This window comes from Caballeronia sp. LZ032 (genome assembly GCF_031451315.1).
Lineage (GTDB): Bacteria > Pseudomonadota > Gammaproteobacteria > Burkholderiales > Burkholderiaceae > Caballeronia.
The window spans coordinates 1,190,885-1,210,475 of sequence record NZ_JARUXP010000003.1; the positions used below are offsets into that span (position 1 = coordinate 1,190,885).

General features: G+C 63.5%; 18 protein-coding genes. 8 read left to right on the plus strand and 10 right to left on the minus strand.

All coding sequences use genetic code 11. From position 1 onward, the window contains the following. Positions 1-39: 39 nt before the first annotated feature. Positions 40-1,704 (minus strand): PQQ-binding-like beta-propeller repeat protein, encoded by a 1,665-nt coding sequence (locus QCE69_RS26820; RefSeq protein ID WP_309924924.1) that lies wholly within the window; start codon positions 1,702-1,704, stop codon positions 40-42. Between the two features lie 505 nt (positions 1,705-2,209). Here QCE69_RS26820 and QCE69_RS26825 point away from each other — a divergent pair. From QCE69_RS26825 to QCE69_RS26845, 5 genes are all read left to right on the plus strand, one after another. After that, positions 2,210-2,773 (plus strand): SCO family protein, encoded by a 564-nt coding sequence (locus QCE69_RS26825; RefSeq protein WP_309933919.1) that lies wholly within the window; start codon positions 2,210-2,212, stop codon positions 2,771-2,773. Positions 2,774-2,799: 26 nt separating this feature from the next. After that, positions 2,800-4,764 carry an RICIN domain-containing protein gene (locus QCE69_RS26830; RefSeq protein WP_309933920.1) on the plus strand — a complete coding sequence of 655 codons (1,965 nt, stop codon included), beginning with the start codon at positions 2,800-2,802 and terminating at the stop codon, positions 4,762-4,764. A 21-nt stretch (positions 4,765-4,785) separates the two neighbouring features. After that, entirely contained in the window at positions 4,786-5,199 is a 414-nt protein-coding gene (locus QCE69_RS26835) for a hypothetical protein (RefSeq protein WP_309924927.1), read from the plus strand. A 259-nt stretch (positions 5,200-5,458) separates the two neighbouring features. After that, positions 5,459-6,433: a glycosyltransferase family 2 protein gene (locus QCE69_RS26840; protein WP_309924929.1), complete on the plus strand. Its 975-nt coding sequence runs from the start codon at positions 5,459-5,461 to the stop codon at positions 6,431-6,433. A gap of 276 nt (positions 6,434-6,709) precedes the next feature. After that, positions 6,710-8,266: a methyl-accepting chemotaxis protein gene (locus QCE69_RS26845; RefSeq protein WP_309933921.1), complete on the plus strand. Its 1,557-nt coding sequence runs from the start codon at positions 6,710-6,712 to the stop codon at positions 8,264-8,266. Positions 8,267-8,330: 64 nt separating this feature from the next. Here QCE69_RS26845 and QCE69_RS26850 read toward each other — a convergent pair whose 3' ends face one another. Further along, positions 8,331-9,248 carry a LysR family transcriptional regulator gene (locus tag QCE69_RS26850; protein WP_309924933.1) on the minus strand — a complete coding sequence of 306 codons (918 nt, stop codon included), beginning with the start codon at positions 9,246-9,248 and terminating at the stop codon, positions 8,331-8,333. 105 nt (positions 9,249-9,353) lie between these two features. On the opposite strand from QCE69_RS26850, the gene QCE69_RS26855 reads away from it, so the two are divergent. After that, positions 9,354-10,454: an NADH:flavin oxidoreductase/NADH oxidase gene (locus QCE69_RS26855; protein WP_309933923.1), complete on the plus strand. Its 1,101-nt coding sequence runs from the start codon at positions 9,354-9,356 to the stop codon at positions 10,452-10,454. Between the two features lie 12 nt (positions 10,455-10,466). Here the strand turns inward: QCE69_RS26855 and QCE69_RS26860 are convergent, their stop codons facing one another. Genes QCE69_RS26860 through QCE69_RS26885 form a run of 6 tightly spaced genes read right to left on the minus strand, consistent with a single transcriptional unit; the run spans position 10,467 to position 15,951 of the window. Beyond that, positions 10,467-10,856: a hypothetical protein gene (locus tag QCE69_RS26860; RefSeq protein ID WP_309933925.1), complete on the minus strand. Its 390-nt coding sequence runs from the start codon at positions 10,854-10,856 to the stop codon at positions 10,467-10,469. After that, on the minus strand, positions 10,853-11,548 hold the full coding sequence (locus QCE69_RS26865; RefSeq protein ID WP_309933927.1) for a substrate-binding domain-containing protein: 696 nt from the start codon (positions 11,546-11,548) through the stop codon (positions 10,853-10,855). Before QCE69_RS26865 ends, QCE69_RS26860 begins: the two co-directional genes overlap by 4 nt. Before the next feature lie 8 nt (positions 11,549-11,556). Beyond that, positions 11,557-12,240, minus strand: coding sequence for a 4-carboxy-4-hydroxy-2-oxoadipate aldolase/oxaloacetate decarboxylase (gene ligK / locus QCE69_RS26870; RefSeq protein ID WP_309817634.1), 684 nt, complete (start codon positions 12,238-12,240; stop codon positions 11,557-11,559). Positions 12,241-12,242: 2 nt separating this feature from the next. Then, entirely contained in the window at positions 12,243-13,268 is a 1,026-nt protein-coding gene (locus QCE69_RS26875) for an amidohydrolase family protein (protein ID WP_309933929.1), read from the minus strand. Between the two features lie 18 nt (positions 13,269-13,286). Next, positions 13,287-14,636: an aromatic acid/H+ symport family MFS transporter gene (locus QCE69_RS26880; RefSeq protein WP_309924941.1), complete on the minus strand. Its 1,350-nt coding sequence runs from the start codon at positions 14,634-14,636 to the stop codon at positions 13,287-13,289. 22 nt (positions 14,637-14,658) lie between these two features. Then, positions 14,659-15,951: a gallate dioxygenase gene (locus tag QCE69_RS26885; RefSeq protein ID WP_309933931.1), complete on the minus strand. Its 1,293-nt coding sequence runs from the start codon at positions 15,949-15,951 to the stop codon at positions 14,659-14,661. Between the two features lie 548 nt (positions 15,952-16,499). On the opposite strand from QCE69_RS26885, the gene QCE69_RS26890 reads away from it, so the two are divergent. Next, positions 16,500-17,132 carry a LysR substrate-binding domain-containing protein gene (locus QCE69_RS26890; RefSeq protein WP_309933932.1) on the plus strand — a complete coding sequence of 211 codons (633 nt, stop codon included), beginning with the start codon at positions 16,500-16,502 and terminating at the stop codon, positions 17,130-17,132. A gap of 492 nt (positions 17,133-17,624) precedes the next feature. Next, a complete protein-coding gene (locus tag QCE69_RS26895) occupies positions 17,625-18,131 on the plus strand; it encodes a DUF4238 domain-containing protein (RefSeq protein ID WP_309933934.1) in 507 nt (168 codons plus the stop codon). Positions 18,132-18,367: 236 nt separating this feature from the next. Here the strand turns inward: QCE69_RS26895 and QCE69_RS26900 are convergent, their stop codons facing one another. Together QCE69_RS26900 and QCE69_RS26905 are read right to left on the minus strand one after the other, a co-directional pair. Then, positions 18,368-19,162, minus strand: a complete 795-nt coding sequence (locus QCE69_RS26900; protein ID WP_309933936.1) for a shikimate dehydrogenase — start codon at positions 19,160-19,162, stop codon at positions 18,368-18,370. Next, positions 19,155-19,589, minus strand: coding sequence for a DUF2255 family protein (locus QCE69_RS26905; RefSeq protein WP_309933937.1), 435 nt, complete (start codon positions 19,587-19,589; stop codon positions 19,155-19,157). The genes QCE69_RS26900 and QCE69_RS26905 overlap by 8 nt, the downstream gene beginning before the upstream one ends. Positions 19,590-19,591 lie beyond the last annotated feature (2 nt).

The window sequence follows — 19,591 nt, forward strand, 5'->3', positions numbered from 1 at the left end:
TAGAGGTCAGCGACCAATCTACCACCGTGCCGCGGCCGGCTATCTTCCCAGCAAGCCGAACACGGCCACGCCGCTCTTCGTGCCGACGTACACCTTGCCGTTCGCGATCATCGGCGTGATGAACTTGTTGCCGGGGCCGAACTGGTCCCGGCTGCCGGCGTCGTTGCTGCTGTAGAGCGCGTTGCGGAGATTGGTCGCGTCGAAGGCGCGCAAGACCCCCGTCGCGCCATTTTCCGCTGCCCACAAAATGGCGTTAGCCGTGCCGTTCGCCGAAATGGCCGGCGTCGCGCCCGGGTAGCCGAATGTGATGTACGTCTGGCTCGTCGGCGTCCGCGACAGCGAAGCGTTCGACACCGCGAACGCCTTGATGCTGTCGCCGACCGCGCCGAAATAGACCGTGTTGTTGAAGTACGCGGGCGCGCCGAACATCGGGCCGGTGATCTGACCGACCAGCTCCTGATAGATGTGATCCGCGTTCGAATCGAACTTGCCCATCGAATAGCGGTTCACGACATAGATGGTCGCGTTCTTGCCCGCGCCCACCGCGAGATGACGCACGGTGCCGTTCACATCGACGAGATCGGGCAGAACCATCGCGCCGCCCGAGCCGAGGTCTTCATCCTCGTTCGTCAGTTGCACCGTGTTCGACGGCTGGAAATAATCCTGCACGCGCAGCGGCGAGAGATTGAGTCTCAGGAAGCCATTGCCGTAGTTGCCGTTGATCGGCATCTCGTGTTCGTTCTGCGTGGGATCGAAGGTGCCATTTCCATCGAGCAGATAGATCGCTTCTCCGTCCGAGGCCGGTCCCGCGCCGCTCATCCAGATCGCGCCCATCTGGCCGTTCGGCGTGACGTTCAGCACGCTCGCCTGTTGCAGCGTGTTGGCGTCGTAACCCATGACCCAGCCGGTGTACGGCAGGAAGTCGCAATGCGACGTCCACGCGGTGTAGATGACGCCGTTCAGCATCAGCAGGGACGCGCGCTCGACGTACTGGCCCGGATCGAACGTGAGCGTGCCGTTCACGCTGCCCGATCCGTTGCCGGGATAGGTCGCGCGAATGTCTGTCGGGCCGTTGAACAACTCGGCGCCGGTGGCGAGGTCGAGTGCGTGGATGCGCTGGTGATAAGCGCCCGCGCCATCCTTCGACACACCCACGACATAGATCGCGCCATTCGGCCCGCGCGTGCGGTCGATGACCGGCGTCGCCGTCACGCCGATGCGCGGCGTGATCTGGCCGCAATTATGGTCGTCGCTCGGATTCTCGCCGCTGCGCAGCGTCGAGACGCGCCAGAGCACTGTGCCGCTGTCGGCGTCGAAGGCATAGACGCTCGCGTTCTCGGTCGCGACGTACACCACGTTATGCGTGCCGCCCGCGATGTTCACGCCGGCGAGAAAGAGCGGCTGGGCATCGACAGGGCCATCGGCAGCGAAGATCGCGAGCTTGCCGAACGTACCGGAACGGACGTTGGCGGGCGTGAGGACTTTCTCGGCGAGTTGCTGGCCGGTGCGTGCAATGTCGTTGTGCCAGGTGAGGACATCCATGGGATTGGCAGCGGCATTCGTGCTCGCTTTTGAAACGCTGGCCGGCGTCTTCGCTGCCGATGCCGGATCGCTGCCGGAGTCGCCCCCGCTGCACGCGCCGATGATTACCGTGATCAGCACGGCGCCGAGTGCGGCGGTACAAGCGGATAGACGCGCATTCATTTGCAATCTCCTTCAGCGGAAGGCATGGACGGTTCAAACGGCGTGGAGCGACGACGGTGTCTGAGTAAAGCAATCGTAATGCCCCGTATTTTTGTGTCCTGATCGATCCCCGCATTACGTGATGGTGTACGAAAGCTGGCACTTTCGCTTCGCCGAACGTTCGGTTTGAAAGAAGTGAGCACGCGTGACGTGCTCCAGATTCGCAACACAGTGTTCAGTCACCACATACGAATGTGCCCGAGTGCACATAATTCGCCATTCATTTCGCTTACCGAACGGTTATTCCCTTTGCGGATTGCTAACCTTCGATCCAGAGTCTTTTCAGCACGTCTCGCGCTCATCAGGCTGCGTCTTTCGAAAGTCCCTCCACCCCGAGTGCTCTCGACGGGGATCGTGAAGCCGTCGCCAAGGACGGCTTCGGAAAGTCAGCAAGGTGCGAAATCAAGTGGATTCCGGCGTGCATGCGTGTGCTCCCTCGCGGACCCGACGCTCCCTGCTGTGGGGCATGGCCGCACTCGCTTCGGGCGTCACGCCTTCATTCGTTCACGCGCAACACGGCGGGCCGGGGCCGGTCACGCCGCCCGTTCGTCTCGACGATGTCTGGCTCGTCGATCAGACCGGCAAGAACCGCCGTCTGAACGACTGGCTGCGCGGCGACATCACGGCGCTGCAAACGGTCTACACCGGATGCGGCACGGTCTGTCCGCTGCAAGGCGCGCTCTTCAGCGCGGTCCAGGAACGGCTGCCAGGCATCCGGGCGCCTCGCCGCGTGCAATTGCAATTGCTATCGATTGGAATCGATCCGCTCTCCGACTCACCCGCCGCATTACGCGCCTGGCTCGCCCGCTTCGAGGCGGGACCCGCGTGGAATGCGGCGACGCCGGCGCTGGCGGATGTGGACCAGATGCGCGTGACGCTGTCGGGCAGCAAGACACCCCTCGGCAACCTCGCGGACCATTCGACGCAGGTCTATTGCTTCGATGCCGGCGCGACGCTGCGCTGGCGAAGCGCGGACCTTCCTCGCGTCGCTGACGTCTGCGAGGTACTCGGCGCGCTTGCACGTGCATAACGGAGTCATTCACGGGGAGCAAGATCATGCGAGGCATCCGTTCGACGAAGAGTGCGACTGACTGGCTCAAGCGCTGCATGCGCGTGCTGCTGGCAATCACGCTGCCGCTGGCTTGTGCATGCATGCCGGCCACGGTCCGCGCGCAGACCTACGGCCCGCTCACCGTGAACGGCACCAACCTGTGCGCCGACGTGAGCGGTGCCTCCGTCACGCAAGGCGCGCCCGTGCTCTCGTGGACCTGCTGGGGCGGCAACAACCAGCAATGGCTCCCTTCGGCCACCGGCACCCGCTATAACCTCATCAACCGGAACAGCAACCTGTGCATGGACGTCTCGGGGCGCAGCCTGAACCCCGGTGGCGTCATCATCCAGTGGCCTTGCAGCGGTGGGCCCAACCAGGCCTTCTCGATGGTGCCGCAAGGCGGCGGCTATGCGATCGTCGTGCAGCAAAGCGGCCTGTGCGTGAGCACGTCCAGCACCACCACGCAGGGTCCGCAGCTGACCCAGCAGATCTGCGACGGCAGCGCCGGGCAGACCTGGAGAGTCGGCGGCCTGCCGACACAAAAGCCGCCGCTGGTCTCGAAGTGGACGGCGCCCATCACGCTGCCCATCGTGCCGGTGCAGGCGGCCAATCTGCCCGACGGCACCGTGCTGGTCTGGTCCGCCGACAGCGCGCTCAACTTCACCACCGGCGAAGTCACGCCGGGCAAGACCTACACGGCGATCTTCAATCCCTCGACCGGCAAGAGCCGGCAGGTGATCGTGACCAACACCGGGCACGACATGTTCTGTCCGGGCATCGCCAACCTGCCGGATGGACGGATCTTCGTGACAGGCGGATCGGACACGCGCAATACGAGCATCTATTCGCCTTCGACGAATTCGTGGTCATCGAGCAATCTGATGAACATCCCGCGCGGCTATCAGGGCAGCGTGACACTGAGCAACGGCAGTGTGTTCCTGGTGGGCGGCTCGTGGAACGGCGGCCTCGGCGGCAAGACCGGCGAAACGTGGACGTCGGGTTCGGGCTGGCAAATCAACGGCGCGATCACCGACGACATCATCCTCACCAACGACGCCGCCGGCATCTTCCGCTCCGACAATCACGCATGGCTGTTCGCAGTCGGCAATGGACGCGTGTTTCATGCGGGACCGAGCCGCGCAATGCACTGGTTCGATACGGCGGGCAACGGCAACGTCACCGCGGCGGGCAATCGCGGCAACGACAACGACGCGATGAACGGCAACGCGGTCATGTACGACATCGGCAAGATTCTCGCGGTCGGCGGCGCGCCGAGCTACGACCAGTCGCAGGCGACGTCGAATGCCACGCTCATCGACATCAGCAGCGGCACGGCGGTGACGCGCGCCATCGCGCCGATGAGCTACCAGCGCGCCTTCAACAACAGCGTGGTGCTGCCGAACGGCCAGGTCGTGGTGGTGGGCGGGCAGACCTTCGCGGCGCCGTTCTCCGATGACAACGCCATCCTCACGCCGGAGATCTGGGACCCGGCTACCAATGCCTTTTCGCCGCTCAATCCGCAGGCCGTGCCGCGCGTGTATCACAGCATTGCGCTGCTCCTGACCGATGGACGCGTGCTGAGCGGCGGGGGCGGACTGTGCGGCACCTGCGCGACGAATCACACCGATGTGGAGATCCTGACGCCGCCGTATCTGCTCAACGCAGACGGCTCCGCCGCGTCGCGTCCGAGCCTCACGTCCGTGCCCACCGACGCGCAACTCGGCACGACGATCGTGGTCAACGCCAGCAAGGGCGTGAGCGCTTTTGCGCTGATGCGCTCGTCGTCGGTCACGCATTCGCTGAACAACGAACAACGGCGCGTGCCGCTGTCGTACAGCGTGGGGACTGCGGGCGAATATCACCTGAACGTTCCCGCCGATCCCGGCATCGTCGTGCCGGGCTACTACATGCTGTTTGCGCTGAACGCGAAGGGCGTGCCGAGCGTCGGGCGCGTGCTGCGCGTGCATTGAATGAGGCAGCTATGCGGTGGCATGGCGAGCGCGCTTGCGCTCGCTTGCCTGGCCCTTGCCGCTCATGCGCAGCAGACGTGCAGACCGGGCGACCTCGGCTGTGCGATCTTCATTGGCGAACACCCGCTGCACGCTCATTTGCGCGACGACACTCGCGCGCTGCCTTCGGCGACGACCCGCTGCGTCAATTGTCACGCCGCGACGCCGGGCGCAGCGGCCTCGGCGGCCTTCGCGCCGCCGCTCACGCATGACGCGCTGCTTGGTGAGACGCGTCGCCGGGGCGGACCGCCGAGCCACTATGACGCCGCGGCGTTCTGCCGTGCGCTTGAAAACGGCGTCGACCCGGCTGGCGTGATCCTGCGCAAGGCGATGCCGCGTTATCAGCCAAGCGACGCCGAATGCGCGGCGCTGTGGAGGTTCGTCACGACTCGTTGAGACTTCATGTGTTCGGCTTCGGCCCAACCTGGATCGAGGCACGAGGAAATCAACGTGTGCTGATCCTTCAACGAGTCAAAGCCTGGCTGCCTCAGCTGATCCGATAAGTCCTTCGAGCCATTTTTTTTCATTATTTTTCGTCGTCTTTCTTCTACCTTGCTGACATTCGCGAAACATTTCGTATTATGAAGCGCCTGCTGAACAAGAGCGGAACAAGGGCGCGACTTCATCCCGACCACAGAAGACGACAAGGGACGACATGGCCAGCACACCGACCGTTTCCATCTGCCTGCCAAGCTGCGACCGGCCGGAATTGCTCGTCGAATGTCTCGACTCATGCCTTGCGCAGAGCTACCCGCACATCGAGATCCTGATCGGCGACGATTCGCGCGACGACGCCACGCAGCGGCTGATCGACACCCGCTATGCAGACGACGCCCGCATCCGCTATGTCCGCAACGATCCGCCGCTTGGCCAGGCGCGCAACGTCGCGAGTCTCTTCGAGCGCGCGTCCGGCACGCTGGTCATGCTGATTCACGACGACGATTACCTCGCGCTCACCGCCGTCGAACGGCTGGCGTCGTTGTGGGATCTCTACCCGCATCTCGAAGTGGCATTCGGCGACCAGCATGAAGTCGATGCCGCGGGCGTCATCGACCCGCAGCGCAGCGCCACGCTCAATGCCGCGTTTCATCGCACGCGCACCGCGCGCGGCATGCAGCCGCTTGCCGGACGAACCGGCCTCGTGCAGATGTTCCCCAACAATGGCTGGATGGCGCTTGCGCCGCTGGTCCGGCGCGTCGGCTATCGCGAAGAAGCGGCCGCCTGCTGCGACTTCGTGTTCGGCGTCGAGTTATGTCTCGCGGCATCGCATGTCTATTACCTGCACGACTACGTGTCGTATTACCGCAAGACGGCTGTTTCCATCTCGAACAGCACCCGCCTGTCGCCGCGCGCCGCCGCCCTCGTCGCCTGGTCGTTCGTGGTCGGCCTGCCGCTCGACGCTTCACTCGAACCGGCTCGCGCCATGGCGTTGCGCAGGCTCGCGCCGATCGTCGTCTCGCTGCGTGCGCGACAGGATGCGCCGCGCGCCGCGCTGCGCATCGCGCTTGCTCATCCGGATGCCTATGCTTATGGGCTGAGTCCGCGTCTCTACTACCATCTCGCGCTGATTGCGCGGGCGCTGCTTGCACGCGGCGTGCGCCAGCGTTCGGGGGCGCCGCGCTTTCCGTGAGAACGTCCGGCATTCCGAATGACCGTGCTAAACATCTTGTAAGAAATCCTGCCTGCGCCCTTCAGCTTGCGGGCAAACCCTCATAGAAAAAGAAGTCCTTGTTAACAAGGACCTTTTTCGCTCACCTACCCGCCCCGCGCCATCGTGTCCTAAAGGGCATCGTTTCACGGTCGATATATAAGCGGCTGATGAACAACATCCGCCGCGCGGCGGGCGAAGCCTCTTCGTCCGCCATCGCGCCCCGCGCCCAACGATGCAGCCCACCTAGAGATACCTATGTTTTCGACCATCAAAGGCCGTCTGGCCTTGGCCATGACCATGCTGAGCGCGCTTCTGATCGCGATCGGCGTGGTCGGACTGATCGGCATGAGCCGCTCCAACACCGTCACCCACGACCTGTTCTCCAATCAGATGCCCAGCGCCGTGTCGGTGGGCAACGCCGAAATGTTCATGGCGCGCGAGCGGCTGAGCTTTGACCGCGCCGCCCTCAACGTCGGCACGCCGGCGGCCGAGGAAGCCATCGGCCGGGGCGCGCTGATGCGCAAGATCTCCGACGACGCCTGGACCAAGTATTCCGGCCTGCCGCAAGCTCAGGGAGAAAAGGAACTCGCGGACAAGTTCAACACGGAGCGCCTCTCGCTGCAAAAGCTGATCGACCAAGGCTATGCCGACATTCGCGCGAAGGACCAGGCGAAGATCATCGACGATGCCAGCGCCATGCAGGCATCCTTCAACCAGTTCGCGAAAGCGGGCGTCGACCTGCGCAAGCTCCAGTTCGAACAGGCCAATCAGGCGTACGACGCCGGCCAGTCGACCTTCGACCTGTTCCGCACCGTCAACATCATCGCCATTCTCGTGGGCGTGGCCGCCGCGTTCTATACGTGGATCTCGCTGCGCAGCCGCATCTCCCGCCCGCTCGACGCCGCGCTCGCACAGTTCGACGCCATCGCATCGGGCGACCTGCGCCGCAGCGTCAGCATCACGTCGAACGACGAAATGGGCCAGTTGCTGCGCGGCCTCGCGGCCATGCAGTCGAGCCTCATCGACACCGTGCGCACGGTACGCGGCGGCAGCGAGTCGATTGCATCGGCGACCAAGCAGATCGCGGCAGGCAACATCGATCTGTCTTCGCGCACGGAACAGCAGGCTTCGGCGCTTCAGGAAACCGCATCGAGCATGGATGAGCTGACCGGCACCGTGAAGCAGAACGCCGACAACGCGCGTCAGGCCAGCGTGCTCGCGGCCAATGCTTCGGACATCGCCGGCAAGGGCAGCCAGGTGGTCTCGCAAGTCGTGACCACGATGGGCGAGATCAATCAAAGCTCGTCGAAGATCGCGGACATCATCACGATCATCGAAGGCATCGCGTTCCAGACCAACATCCTTGCATTGAACGCGGCAGTGGAAGCGGCACGCGCCGGTGAGGAAGGACGCGGCTTCGCCGTGGTGGCGGGTGAAGTGCGATCGCTCGCGCAACGCTCGTCGGCGGCGGCGAAGGAAATCAAGGAACTGATCGACAACTCGGTGGAACGCGTGCAGTCGGGCACGGCGCTCGTCGATGAAGCCGGCCGCACGATGACCGAAATCAGCACGGCCGTGCAGCGCGTGACGGACATCATGGGCGAGATCGCGGCGGCCTCCGAGGAACAAAGCAGCGGTATCGATCAGGTGGCGCGCGCCGTCACGCAGATGGACGAAGTGACGCAGCAGAACGCGGCGCTCGTCGAGGAAGCGGCGGCAGCGGCGCAGTCGCTCGAAGACCAGGCCGGCGCGCTGCGCACGGCGGTGGAAACCTTCCGCCTGCAGGACGAAGGCATGCGCGCAAGCGCCTGAGCCTTTAACTGCAAGCGGTGACCCGCGGCTCGCGTTCCGAAGGAAACGCGGGCCGCGTCTGCTTTCAGACCTTGAGTACGCGCTTGCGCTTCGCTTCGCACTTGATGACCGGCACGGAGACGCGCTCCCGCAAGTACTCCACCGTGCGCGCGCAACGTGCGGGCAGCGGCCATTCGGCGCGATGAATGAGCCATAGCGTATCGATGACCGGCGCGCCGCACTCCATGACGCCGATCTCCTCCTCCCGGCCAAACGCAATGCGCGCGTAACGCGGAATCACGGTGAAGCCGAGCCCGCGCGCGACGAATTCGAGGATCAGGCTGATCTGATTGCTGAAGCCCTGCCGCCGCAGACTGCCGACGCCGGGATTGCCCGGAAAGCGCCGGCTCAGCAGACGGCTGGCGGTGGCGTGCGCTTCGGGATAGTCGATGAAACCGAGCCGTTCCAGATCGCTCCATTCGTGCACGTCTTCATGCGCGGGCACGACGAGTTCCAGCGGCTCCTCGATGAAACGGCTTGCGGCAAGACGCGGATCGTCCGGCTTCAGCGCGACGATGCCGAGGTCGTAGCGGCTTTCCAGCACGGCGTCGAGCACTTCGGAATCCGGCGCGAAGCGATGCCGCATTTTCCATTCGGGCCGTTGCTGTTGCAGGTCGAGCAGCAACGGAAACAGCACCAGCCCGATGCTGCCCGGCGTAATCAGTCCAACTTCACCCGCTTCGTCTTCCTGGTCGGACAGGCGCGATGTGAGCCGCCGGTCGGCCAGTTCCATCTCGCCGCAATAGTCGAGCAGCGCGCGGCCCGCCGGCGTCAGCTCGATGCCACGCGGCCGGCGCACCACCAGCAAGCCAAGCTGATCTTCGAGGTGACGCAGATGCTGGCTGACGGCGGCCTGGGTCAGATCCAGCCGTTCAGCCGCGCGCGTGAAGTTGCCGAGTTCGACGAGCGCAAGGAAAGTACGAAGCCACTGCGGATTGAGCATTACGAAATCTTATTGAAGCGATAATCGTCGGATAGTTTTAATTATAACGAGGTAAGGGTAATCTCGGATGCCTCAACTCACTCGATCGCTTTCAGGGAATTCCGGATGTCAGCACTTTTCACTCCCTTCACATTGAAGGACGTCACGTTGCGCAACCGCATCGCCATCCCGCCGATGTGCCAGTACAGCGCCATCGACGGCTTCGTCAACGACTGGCACCTCGCGCATTACACGAGCCTTGCACGCGGCGGCGCGGGCCTCGTGATCGTCGAGGCGACCGCCGTGTCGCCGGAAGGACGCATCACGCCGGGCTGCACGGGCCTCTGGGACGATGCGCAGATCGAAGGCATGAAGCAGATTGCGTCGGCCATCAAGGCGGCGGGCGCGGTGCCCGGCATCCAGATCGCGCATGCGGGACGCAAGGCAAGCGCGAACCGTCCGTGGGAAGGCGACGACCACATCGAAGCCGGCGATTCGCGTGGCTGGGACACGATCGCGCCGTCGGCGGTGGCGTTCGGCGGCGGTCTGCCGAAGGTGCCCGCCGCGATGACGCTGGACGACATCGCGCGCGTGAAGGCGGACTTCGCCGCCACGGCGCGCCGCGCCCGTGAGGCCGGCTTCGAATGGCTCGAACTGCACTTTGCGCACGGTTATCTCGCGCAGAGCTTCTTCTCCGTCGATGCCAATCAGCGCGACGATCAATACGGCGGCGACTTGGCCGGCCGCAGCCGCTTCATCGTCGAGACATTCGACGCCGTGCGCGATGTCTGGCCAGAGAACCTGCCGCTGACGGCGCGCTTCGGCGTGATCGAATACGACGGCCGCGACGAAGCCACGCTCGTGGAATCGATCGAACTGACGAAGACGCTGCGCGGCAAGGGACTCGACCTGATGAGCGTGAGCGTGGGCTTCTCGACGCCGGATGTGAGCATTCCGTGGGGTCCGGCATTCCTCGGGCCGGTGGCGCAACGCGTGCGACAAGAAGCCGAGGTCCCGGTGGCGTCCGCATGGGGTTTTGATTCGCCGCCGAACGCGGAACACGCGGTGGCATCCGGCCAGCTCGATCTCGTGATGATCGGCCGCGCGCATCTCTCGAATCCGCACTGGCCGTATCACGCGGCGAAGCAGTTGAAGGTCGAGAAGCCGTCGTGGGCGCTGCCTGCGCCGTACGCGCACTGGCTCGAACGCTACGCCGTCGCCGAGTGACCAACGCTTCGGCTAGCGTGCCTTGCGGATCGCAGCGCGGGCCGCTTGCGCCGCGAGGTCTGCATACAGCTCGGCCCACTTGCCAAGCAGCGATCCGTCGTTGGTGAGAAACAGCGGCGCGGTGAGCCAGGCGTTCACCGTGCCGTCGTGCGAACTGTCTTCGAACACGCGCAGATCGCGATCCTCGCTGACGCCCGCCCGGGCCAGTTCGGCGAACGACAACGCCTCTTCCACGCGCGATTCATGCAGCGGTACGTCGCGCAGCATCGACAACGCGGTGCGCGCCCGGCGCGTCGCGCTCTCGCGGTTCTCGGCAAGGATGAAGATCACCAGCGCGGCAGGCGTCGCCATCCGCAAGCGATAAAGCTGCGCACGACAGCGTTCGCTCAGTTGCGTGCTCATCGGACCGGCTCCATGCCGTGACGCGCCTTGACGGCGTCCGCTTCGGGAGAAGCGGCGTAGGAGAGAAACTCGCGTGCGAGTCCGGGCGCGCTCGCCGTGGCCGCGATTGCACCCGTGAAGACCGTAAGCGTCTGGATGGAGGCCGGCAGCATGCCGAGCACATCGATGCCCGCGATCCCGATCATCTCGCTCATCTGCTGGAATCCCAGTTCCACGTCGCCACGCGCGATCAGCGTGCCGACCGCGACACCCGGCTGCGCCTGCACGCAGCGCGCCGCGATACGCTCGGCAATGCCCCAGCGCTCGAACAACTGCGTCAGATAGACGCCGCTCGGACCGGTCGAATAACCGATACTGCGCGCCGCCAGCACCGCTTCGCGCACGTCGGCTTCATCGTGCATGCGCGGATGCGGCGCCCCTGCCTTCACGGCGACCGCCACGCCCGAGAGCGCGATCGGCACGCGGCTTTGCGGATCGACGTGACCCGCCGCAGCGAGCTGGTCGATCACGTTCGACGCCAGCACGACGATATCCATCGCCTCGCCTTCCTCGACGCGCTTGCGCGCCGCCACGCCGCCCACGGACCCGATGACGACGCGCCGGTCCGAGTGCGCCGTGAAGGACGCGGCAAGCTCGTCGAGCAGACGGCGCGTGGCCATCGACGAAAGGCCGTTCAATGCAACATCGGTCATTGCTCGAATCAGTCGATATAGCGCAGACCCGCCCGTTCGAGCGGCTCGCGCATGCTGTACATGTCGAGCCCGAGTATGCCACTCGCGAGTTTCTCGCGCTTTCCGGCTTCGAGCGCCTCGCGCGCGGACGCTTTGTCGAGCACCTGACGCGCGGACGCGGCCGGCACCACGACGACGCCGTCGTCATCCGCGACGATCACGTCGCCCGGCGTCACCAGCGCGCCCGCGCAGACCACCGGCACGTTCACCGAGCCGAGCGTCGCCTTCACGGTGCCCTTGGCCGAGATGGCCTTGCTCCAGACCGGGAAGTTCATCTCGGTCAGCACGCGCACGTCGCGCACCCCGCCGTCGATGATGAGCCCCGTCGCGCCGCGCGCCTTGAAGCTGGTCGCGAGCAGGTCGCCGAAGAAGCCGTCCGTGCAGTCCGCCGTACAGGCCGCGACCACGATGTCGCCGGGCCGGATCTGTTCGGCCGCGACGTGCAGCATCCAGTTGTCGCCTGGTTGCAGCAGCACCGTTACCGCCGTGCCGCTGGCCTGAGCGCCGACGAAAACCGGCCGCATATACGGCTTCATCAAGCCGACGCGCCCCATGGCTTCATGCACGGTGGCCGAGCCGAGTGCACAGAGCTTCGCGGCGGCTTCCGCATCCGCGCGTTCGATGTTGCGATACACCACTCCCAGTTCAAACATGATCAACGTCCCTTTGCCTTGAGCGCCGCATCCAGACGCGGATATACGCGGCGCGCGTTGCCTTCGTAAATCTTGTAGCGCGCTTCAGGCTCGATCTGCGCGGCCTCGACATAGCGCTTCGTATCGTCGAAATAATGCCCGGTTTCCGGATCGATGCCACGCACCGCGCCGATCATCTCGCTCGCGAACAGGATGTTGTCGACGGGAATCACGCGCGTCAGCAAGTCGATGCCCGGCTGGTGATACACGCAGGTGTCGAAGAACACGTTGTTGAGCAAATGATCCTTCAACAAGGGCTTTTTCAGTTCCTGCGCGAGACCGCGGAAGCGGCCCCAGTGATACGGCACCGCGCCGCCGCCATGCGGAATCACGAACTTGAGGGTCGGGAAATCGCGGAACAGGTCGGACGTCAGGCACTGCATGAACGCCGTGGTGTCCGCGTTCAGGTAATGCGCGCCGGTGGTGTGGAAGCACGCGTTGCAGCTCGTGCTGACGTGGATCATCGCGGGGATGTCGTACTCGACCATCTTCTCGTACAGCGGATACCAGCTGCGGTCCGAGAGCGGCGGGCTGGTCCAGTGTCCGCCCGACGGATCCGGATTCAGGTTCACCGCCACGTTGCCGTATTGCTCGACGCACTTCACCAGTTCGGGAATGCATGTCGCGACATCCACGCCCGGGCTTTGCGGCAGCATCGCGGCCGGCACGAAAGAGTCGGGAAACAACTGGCTCACGCGATGGCACAGCTCGTTGCAGATCGCGGCCCACGTGCTCGACACCTCGAAGTCGCCGATGTGATGCGCCATGAAGCTCGCGCGCGGGCTGAACACGGTGAGGTCGAGGCCGCGCTCGCGCATCAGGCGCAGTTGGTTGCTTTCGATCGACTCGCGCAGTTCGTCGTCGCTGATGCGCAGTTCCGAGACGGCGGGTTTTTCCGCCGGGCTCCTGATGCCGGCGATCTGCCGGTTGCGCCATGCTTCGAGCGCCTTGGGCGCGGTGGTGTAGTGACCGTGTATGTCGATGATCATCCGTGATTGCTCCTGGAACTAGTGTGCTGCGGTGGTCTGCGCGTGCGCTTCGTCGACGTGCGTGCGTTGCGCGACCAGAATCGAAATAGCGGCGAGCGTCGCGGGCACGGCGAGCATCGCGAGGATCGCGCCGAATTCCCAGCCGAGGCCCAGCAGTGCGCCGCCGAAGGCGGAACCGAAGATGCTGCCGAAGCGGCCCATGCCGAGCATCCAGCTCACGCCGGTGGCGCGCGCGACGGTCGGATAGCGGCTCGGCGCGAAGGCGTTGAGGCCGGTCTGCGCACCGCTCATGCAGAAGCCCGCCGCGAACACCAGCACCGCGAGCGACGACGACAGCGCGCCGATCCACGCCAGGCCCAGCACGCAGATCGCTCCGCCGAGGTAGGCGGCGCTGATGACCGGCGCGGGCCGCGCCCGGTCCATGATCCAGCCGACCAGGATCGCGCCGATCGTGCCGCCGATCTGGAACATCGCGGTGACGTTGGCGGCCGCCGAGACCGTGAGGCCCGCGTCCTTCATCAGCGTCGGCAGCCAGCCCGTCAGCAGGTAGATCACCAGCAGGCCCATGAAGTACGTGACCCACAGCGCGGCGGTCAGCAAACCATAGCCGTGCGAGAACAGCACGCCGATCGGCTTCTTGGTGGGCAGCGGCGGCTCTTGCGACACGAAGGTTTCGCTGCCGTCGAAGCGCTCGCCGCACACGCGGCCCAGCACCTTGCCGATGCGTTGCGCGGTCGCGCCGCGCACGGCGAGCAGACGCGCCGACTCGGGCAGCAGCCACATTTGCAGCGGGATCAACACGAGCGGCAACGCGCCGCCGAAGATCAGCACCGAACGCCAGCCATGCACCGGGATCAGCGCGCCCGCGACGAAGCCGATCAGCGCCGAGCCGAGATTGAAGCCCGTGAACATGATCGTGATGAGCAGCGCGCGCTTGCGTTGCGGCGCGTATTCGGAGAGCAGCGTGGTGGTATTCGGCATGGCGGCGCCGAGGCCGATGCCGGTCAGCAGGCGCAGCAACGCCATGCTGGCGGGCGAGTTCGTGAACGCGGTCGCGATGGTGAACACGCCGAACAGGAACACCGAGGTGATGAGCACCCACTTCCGGCCGATGCGGTCCGAAGCCGGTCCCGCCGCCAGCGCGCCGATCACGAGGCCCAACGGCGCCGCGCTCATGACGAGCCCGAACGCGGGCCGCGAGATGTGCCAGTCCGCGATGATCGAGGGCGCGACGAAGCCCATGATGGCCACGTCCATGCCGTCCGCCGCGACGACCAGAAAGCACAGCGCCACCAGCAGCCACTGGTAGGCGGAGATCGGGCGCTCGTCGATGAAGCGCTTGATGTCGATGGTTTTACCGTTTGTCATGTCTGTCTCCTCCACGTGTCGTTCAGTTCTTGGTCTGGTCCCAGTCGAGCTTGTCGGCGCTCTTGCCCGCGACCGAATACAGCGCACCGGGCGCATTGCGGGTTTTCTGGAATTCCTCGAGAGTTTCGCCGCGCATGGCGGCATAGATATGCAGGTTCGAGATGCCCGTTACCGCGCCGAGCTTTTCCAGCATGAAGAAGATGACGCCGTAGTGCAGCAGGCCGCGCCAGTCGCGGCGGCGGATCAGGTCGCGTTCCTCTTCGGAAAGGCCGGCCGCTGCGAAGCTCGCTTCTTCATCGGCCTTGAAGGCTTCACGATGCGCGGGCTCCACCATGCGATGGAGGTAATCGTTGATGCGATAAGCGCGCACGGCGGTTTCGATGGAGAACGGATAGGTGCCTTCGAGCTTCTCGACATCGGTGAGCTCGACCGCCATCTTCTGGCGATGACGCTCGATGATCGCGGGCTTGGTCTCGCTACCCTCGCCTTCGTAGATCGCCGTGGCGATGCCGGCCATCGACGGCAGGTAGTAGCTGCGATGCTTGCACACCACATTCGAAGACAACGCGCCGCGCATCGTGAGCCACATGATGACTTCGGCGCCTTCGTAGCCGCCGAGCGTCGCGTACTCAGCGAGCGTCATGTTCGCCAGTTGTTCGGGATCGCGCTCGAACAGGTCGAGGAAGCGCGCGTCCCACTCCGTGTTGTTGAAGCCCGCGCGTTCGCCGTGAACCTGATGCGAGAGGCCGCCGGTCGCGAGAATCGCCACCTTGAGGTCTTCCGGATAGCTCTCGATGGCGCGACGCAGCGCCTGCCCGAGCTTGTAGAAGCGGCGCGCGCTCGGCACCGGCAATTGCAGCACGCCCATTTGCAGCGGCACGAGCTTGACCGGCCACTCGGGCTTGTGCGGACACAGCATCGAGAGGGGCGAGAAGCAGCCGTGATCGAGCGGCTTGTTCTGGAAGAACGACATGTCGAACTCGTCGCTCATCAGCGACGTGCCGATGTGCGCGGCCAGTTCCGGATGACCCTTGATCGGCGGCAGGTCGCGCGCGCCGCCGCCTTCGTCCGCGACGCTCCATTCGGGACCGACGCCCAGCGTGAACGCCGAGTAGTGATCGAAGAAGAACGACGTGACGTGGTCGTTGTAGATCGAGATGATGACGTCAGGCTTTTTCTCGGCGAGCCAGTCGGCGAGCGGCGCGAAGTTTTCGAAGATTGGCGCCCAGACGGGATCGTCGCGCTTGTTCTTGTCGAACGCGAAACCGATAGTCGGCGTGTGCGAGGCGGCAATGCCTCCAATGATCCGTGCCATGTGCGCTACTCCTTCGAAATGCGTCGCCGGGCGGGCTTGCTTCAGGGAAAACTGAATTCGAAGGGTAGCGGAGATTGCGTCTTTTCTGGGACTACGCGTTAACCAGAAGATAGCTTTTATGGAAGCTTGCTGATGCCCCGGAACGGCGCTGCGGCGGGCCTTTGCGGCAGTTTTTCACGAGCCGCTTTCCGCGTATCGCGATAAACAAAACAGATGGCGGGTGAAGCAGGACGCAAGGACGGGCGTGGAATTGGTTGTTTGCAAACGAAACCTGAACTGGTGCAAAGAAACCTGTCTTGGCGGAATTTCGCAAATAAACCTGTACTGGATCCATCTCTCTGCCACCTCTTTGCAAACAAAGCTGTTCTCAGCGCCCTAACTCTCTGTTTTTACGGATAGTTTTCCCCTGCTCTCGCACGCCCATGTTTGCAACACCCGCTCGGCGCCAAATATTTGTATCTGCGTCCAAGCGCACCCGGCCTTGCTTCCGGTCGGCTCGCAGCGCATTCTGATGCTGCCGACGTGGCTTCTTCTGAGACCGTGGCAGCGTGCAGGCATTCACGGTCACGGTTCCCGCCGCCTTCGCCGACAAGTGCCTGTTGCGACGCGTGGACCGCTTTCAGCAACGGCATCCGTATTACGACCTGCGCATCGATACAAGCAATCGACTCGTCGACTTTACATCTGACCGGGTCGATGTCGGCATTCGCTACGCCGGCACATGGTCCGGACTTACCTCCACGTTCCTGTTGAGAGACAAGTTTTTTCCGGTGTGCAGTCCCGCTCTGTTACGCGGCAAACAGAAATTGAAGACGCCAGCCGACTTACAGCACCATCTCCTGATTCATGATGCGTCGATGCGGTCGTCGGGCGTGTTTCCAACATGGCGCTCATGGCTCCAGAAAGCCGGTTGCCGGAATGTTGTCGATTGCAATCGCGGCATCCGGATAAACGACTCTCCAGCCGCCTACCAGACGGCCATTTCGGGCAACGGCGTTGCGCCGGGACGGACGACCCTCGTCGAGCATGACCTGAAAGAGGGGAAGCTCGTGAAGCCGTTCGATGTCGCGCAGAGCTGCGAGCTTGCGTACTACCTGGTGCACAAAAAACGCAGTGAAAGCGCTCCGCCGATCGTTGCTTTCAAGGAATGGTTGATAGCTGAGGCGGGAAGCCGCGCATAGCGATCGCATTCGCCGTCGATATGAAATTCAGGTGAGCCTTTCTCCGCGGTTCTTAGGGATGTTTTAGCTCGCGAGATGGTGCGTTATCGTTCGGCGACTTGAGACTGGTTCGACTTCGCGTATAGCGTTCTCCTTCCTACTCTATCCCGCACATTGATTCCACGCTCCTGACCTTATTCCGCCAGACCTCGGAGCATTACGCGCATGACCGCTCAGGATCACAATTTCATCCCGCAATGCTAATGAAAGGCATTCGCCCGCAATTCGAGCAAGAATTCGAAGCTGCTCGCCATAGACCTCGAATCAAAGACCGCATTCGTAACCTGAAAACGTCGCAGTCCAGCGCGATGTCAATCGCGTAGATCGCGACGGCCTGCCGATAGACGCGCTTGAACAGGACTACGCAAAGCTAGAGGGGCGCGTTGCGATTTTCCGTTTGAAATCATAAAAGCCCACGTCGACGACGGTCAATACTCCGTCGAACTCGCGACGATGCATCACATCGAACAGGAACTCCCGATGTACCGCGAGATTTTCCCGTACCTGCGGGACCGCCAATGGCGATTGTGGATCGCACCGGAGAACGGCGGCGGCTTCGTGACATCTGATCATCCCGTGAGCATCGTCTGGCAGGAACGTCCCACTGTCGGCAGCATGCTGGGGTTCGCATCTCCGAAATCGTCCCTGGCCTTTCCGCTTTCAAGGACCATGGCCATTGCCGGGCATTTCGACGCTCAGGGTGGCACTTATGTCTCTGCTTTGCAGATCGCCAGGTATATTCGGATGATGAGCAATTCAGATAGATGCTGGACAGACAAATCAAGAGGAACAGCGAGGCCGACCTCCGCAATGACCTGCTTGCCATCCGTAAGGGTGATGCCCGATAGTCAGCGCTATATGATTGCTTCATCGAAGCAACACGTCATAAGCGGCTTGGTTGGATCGCGCGTCTGTGCCGATGCACCGAAAAGATCGTTGCCAAATCTCAGGCCTTGTTGAGGATTGTTCGACGCCTGCCTCTGCCTGACGCAACATCAGCTTCGTGAACCTGTGACCGGCAGCTCGAGACCCGCTTCGGCCAGTTGCCGGCGAGCAATGAACGTCAGAAACTATCCCGCGACCGGACACTCAGACAGGGCACGATGTCGGAGCGGGTTCGCTAAATGCTCTTCGCAGTAACTGGCAACGCCGAAGCGCGCTTTTCCCGGTGGGTGATCAAACCACCGGCGTCGGATTTATTCACCCAACAGAAATACAAGCATCATTTCCTGCACGGCTTCGACCATCTGAACGCCGTTCGCCGTCTTGCAACCCGCCGCTTGCGCCGCCGCCAGAAGCGGCGTGACTCCATGCCCGGCAATCACGTCGCCAACGAACATTGACGCATCGAGTAGATCGCGCCGCAGGGGAAGCGGATCATCTCCGTGCAGCCCCATGGGGGTTGCGTTGAACACGAGGGTGCATCCTGTCGGATTGGCTGGACCAACGCGCACGCGGCGCCGGTCGGGCTCTCCAAGTTTTCCGGCGAGCCAGGCCGAACGAGCTTCGTCAGCGTCGTGAATGATGAGTTCACTGATGCCTGCCTCCAGCAAAGCGATGGCGATCGCGCTCCCAGCCGCTCCAGCGCCGATCAGCAATGCCCGGCCGTCACTCACGTGTGCACCGTGATCGGTCTGGGCCTTTACGAACGCGAGCCCGTCGAGCATGTCGCCGTGCCACGTTCCGTCCGCGTTCCGTCGCATGACGCTGACCGCACCCAGCAACCGTGCAGTATCGGAAACGCTGGCGCAATAAGCAAACGCCGACTGCTTATGTGGCATCGTGACAAGCAGTCCGTCGACGTTTGCGGTCAACGTCAATGCACGCATGACCACGTCTTGGTCGTCGTTGGCAACCTGCATGGGCAGGCAAAGCGCATTGTGGCCTCGCGCGACGAAGCCACGAGTCAGCTTCTGCGGCGATTTAACGAATCTGATCGGATCGCCGATGATCGGAAACAGCCGTGTAGCGCCGTTCAATTTCTCAGTCATCTGGCTTACCTTGTGTCATACCGGTTGTCACGTTCGCTGCGTTCTCCGCGGTCGCGCCGCACGGAGAGATCTTGACCGTTGCATAACGCGCCTGCCGGCTTGCCATGGAGTTGAGATACCAGCTGTTGCGGTATTTGATCCCGTATGCGTCGTCGACCCTGTCATTGAGCGCATTCGCTGCTGACTCGAAGCTCACGTCTCGCGTCATGCCGGCAACGCGAATTCTTCCGCCCCGCTGCGGCAGGGCGGCCTGATACCAACGGGATACCAGGCCGTTGTAGGCGCCCACGTAGAGATCGCCGTCGACGACGACCGACCAGATCCATGTCGGCGTGCCATGCGTGACACCATCGTCGCGCAATGGCGACACGTGAAGATCGTCGCTCGCCGCGATCGCCGCAAGCTCATCCGTGGACCACGATGTCATTC

What these genes read in the sequence shown, in the direction of transcription:
- QCE69_RS26865 (WP_309933927.1), bottom strand. Translation starts at nt 11,548, where the DNA reads ATGACCGATGTTGCATTGAACGGCCTTTCGTCGATGGCCACGCGCCGT.
- QCE69_RS26885 (WP_309933931.1), bottom strand. Translation starts at nt 15,951, where the DNA reads ATGGCACGGATCATTGGAGGCATTGCCGCCTCGCACACGCCGACTATC.
- QCE69_RS26820 (WP_309924924.1), bottom strand. Translation starts at nt 1,704, where the DNA reads ATGAATGCGCGTCTATCCGCTTGTACCGCCGCACTCGGCGCCGTGCTG.
- QCE69_RS26855 (WP_309933923.1), top strand. Translation starts at nt 9,354, where the DNA reads ATGTCAGCACTTTTCACTCCCTTCACATTGAAGGACGTCACGTTGCGC.
- QCE69_RS26835 (WP_309924927.1), top strand. Translation starts at nt 4,786, where the DNA reads ATGGCGAGCGCGCTTGCGCTCGCTTGCCTGGCCCTTGCCGCTCATGCG.
- ligK (WP_309817634.1), bottom strand. Translation starts at nt 12,240, where the DNA reads ATGTTTGAACTGGGAGTGGTGTATCGCAACATCGAACGCGCGGATGCG.
- QCE69_RS26860 (WP_309933925.1), bottom strand. Translation starts at nt 10,856, where the DNA reads ATGAGCACGCAACTGAGCGAACGCTGTCGTGCGCAGCTTTATCGCTTG.
- QCE69_RS26880 (WP_309924941.1), bottom strand. Translation starts at nt 14,636, where the DNA reads ATGACAAACGGTAAAACCATCGACATCAAGCGCTTCATCGACGAGCGC.
- QCE69_RS26895 (WP_309933934.1), top strand. Translation starts at nt 17,625, where the DNA reads ATGCATCACATCGAACAGGAACTCCCGATGTACCGCGAGATTTTCCCG.
- QCE69_RS26900 (WP_309933936.1), bottom strand. Translation starts at nt 19,162, where the DNA reads ATGACTGAGAAATTGAACGGCGCTACACGGCTGTTTCCGATCATCGGC.
- QCE69_RS26875 (WP_309933929.1), bottom strand. Translation starts at nt 13,268, where the DNA reads ATGATCATCGACATACACGGTCACTACACCACCGCGCCCAAGGCGCTC.
- QCE69_RS26830 (WP_309933920.1), top strand. Translation starts at nt 2,800, where the DNA reads ATGCGAGGCATCCGTTCGACGAAGAGTGCGACTGACTGGCTCAAGCGC.
- QCE69_RS26845 (WP_309933921.1), top strand. Translation starts at nt 6,710, where the DNA reads ATGTTTTCGACCATCAAAGGCCGTCTGGCCTTGGCCATGACCATGCTG.
- QCE69_RS26825 (WP_309933919.1), top strand. Translation starts at nt 2,210, where the DNA reads ATGGCCGCACTCGCTTCGGGCGTCACGCCTTCATTCGTTCACGCGCAA.
- QCE69_RS26840 (WP_309924929.1), top strand. Translation starts at nt 5,459, where the DNA reads ATGGCCAGCACACCGACCGTTTCCATCTGCCTGCCAAGCTGCGACCGG.
- QCE69_RS26850 (WP_309924933.1), bottom strand. Translation starts at nt 9,248, where the DNA reads ATGCTCAATCCGCAGTGGCTTCGTACTTTCCTTGCGCTCGTCGAACTC.
- QCE69_RS26905 (WP_309933937.1), bottom strand. Translation starts at nt 19,589, where the DNA reads ATGACATCGTGGTCCACGGATGAGCTTGCGGCGATCGCGGCGAGCGAC.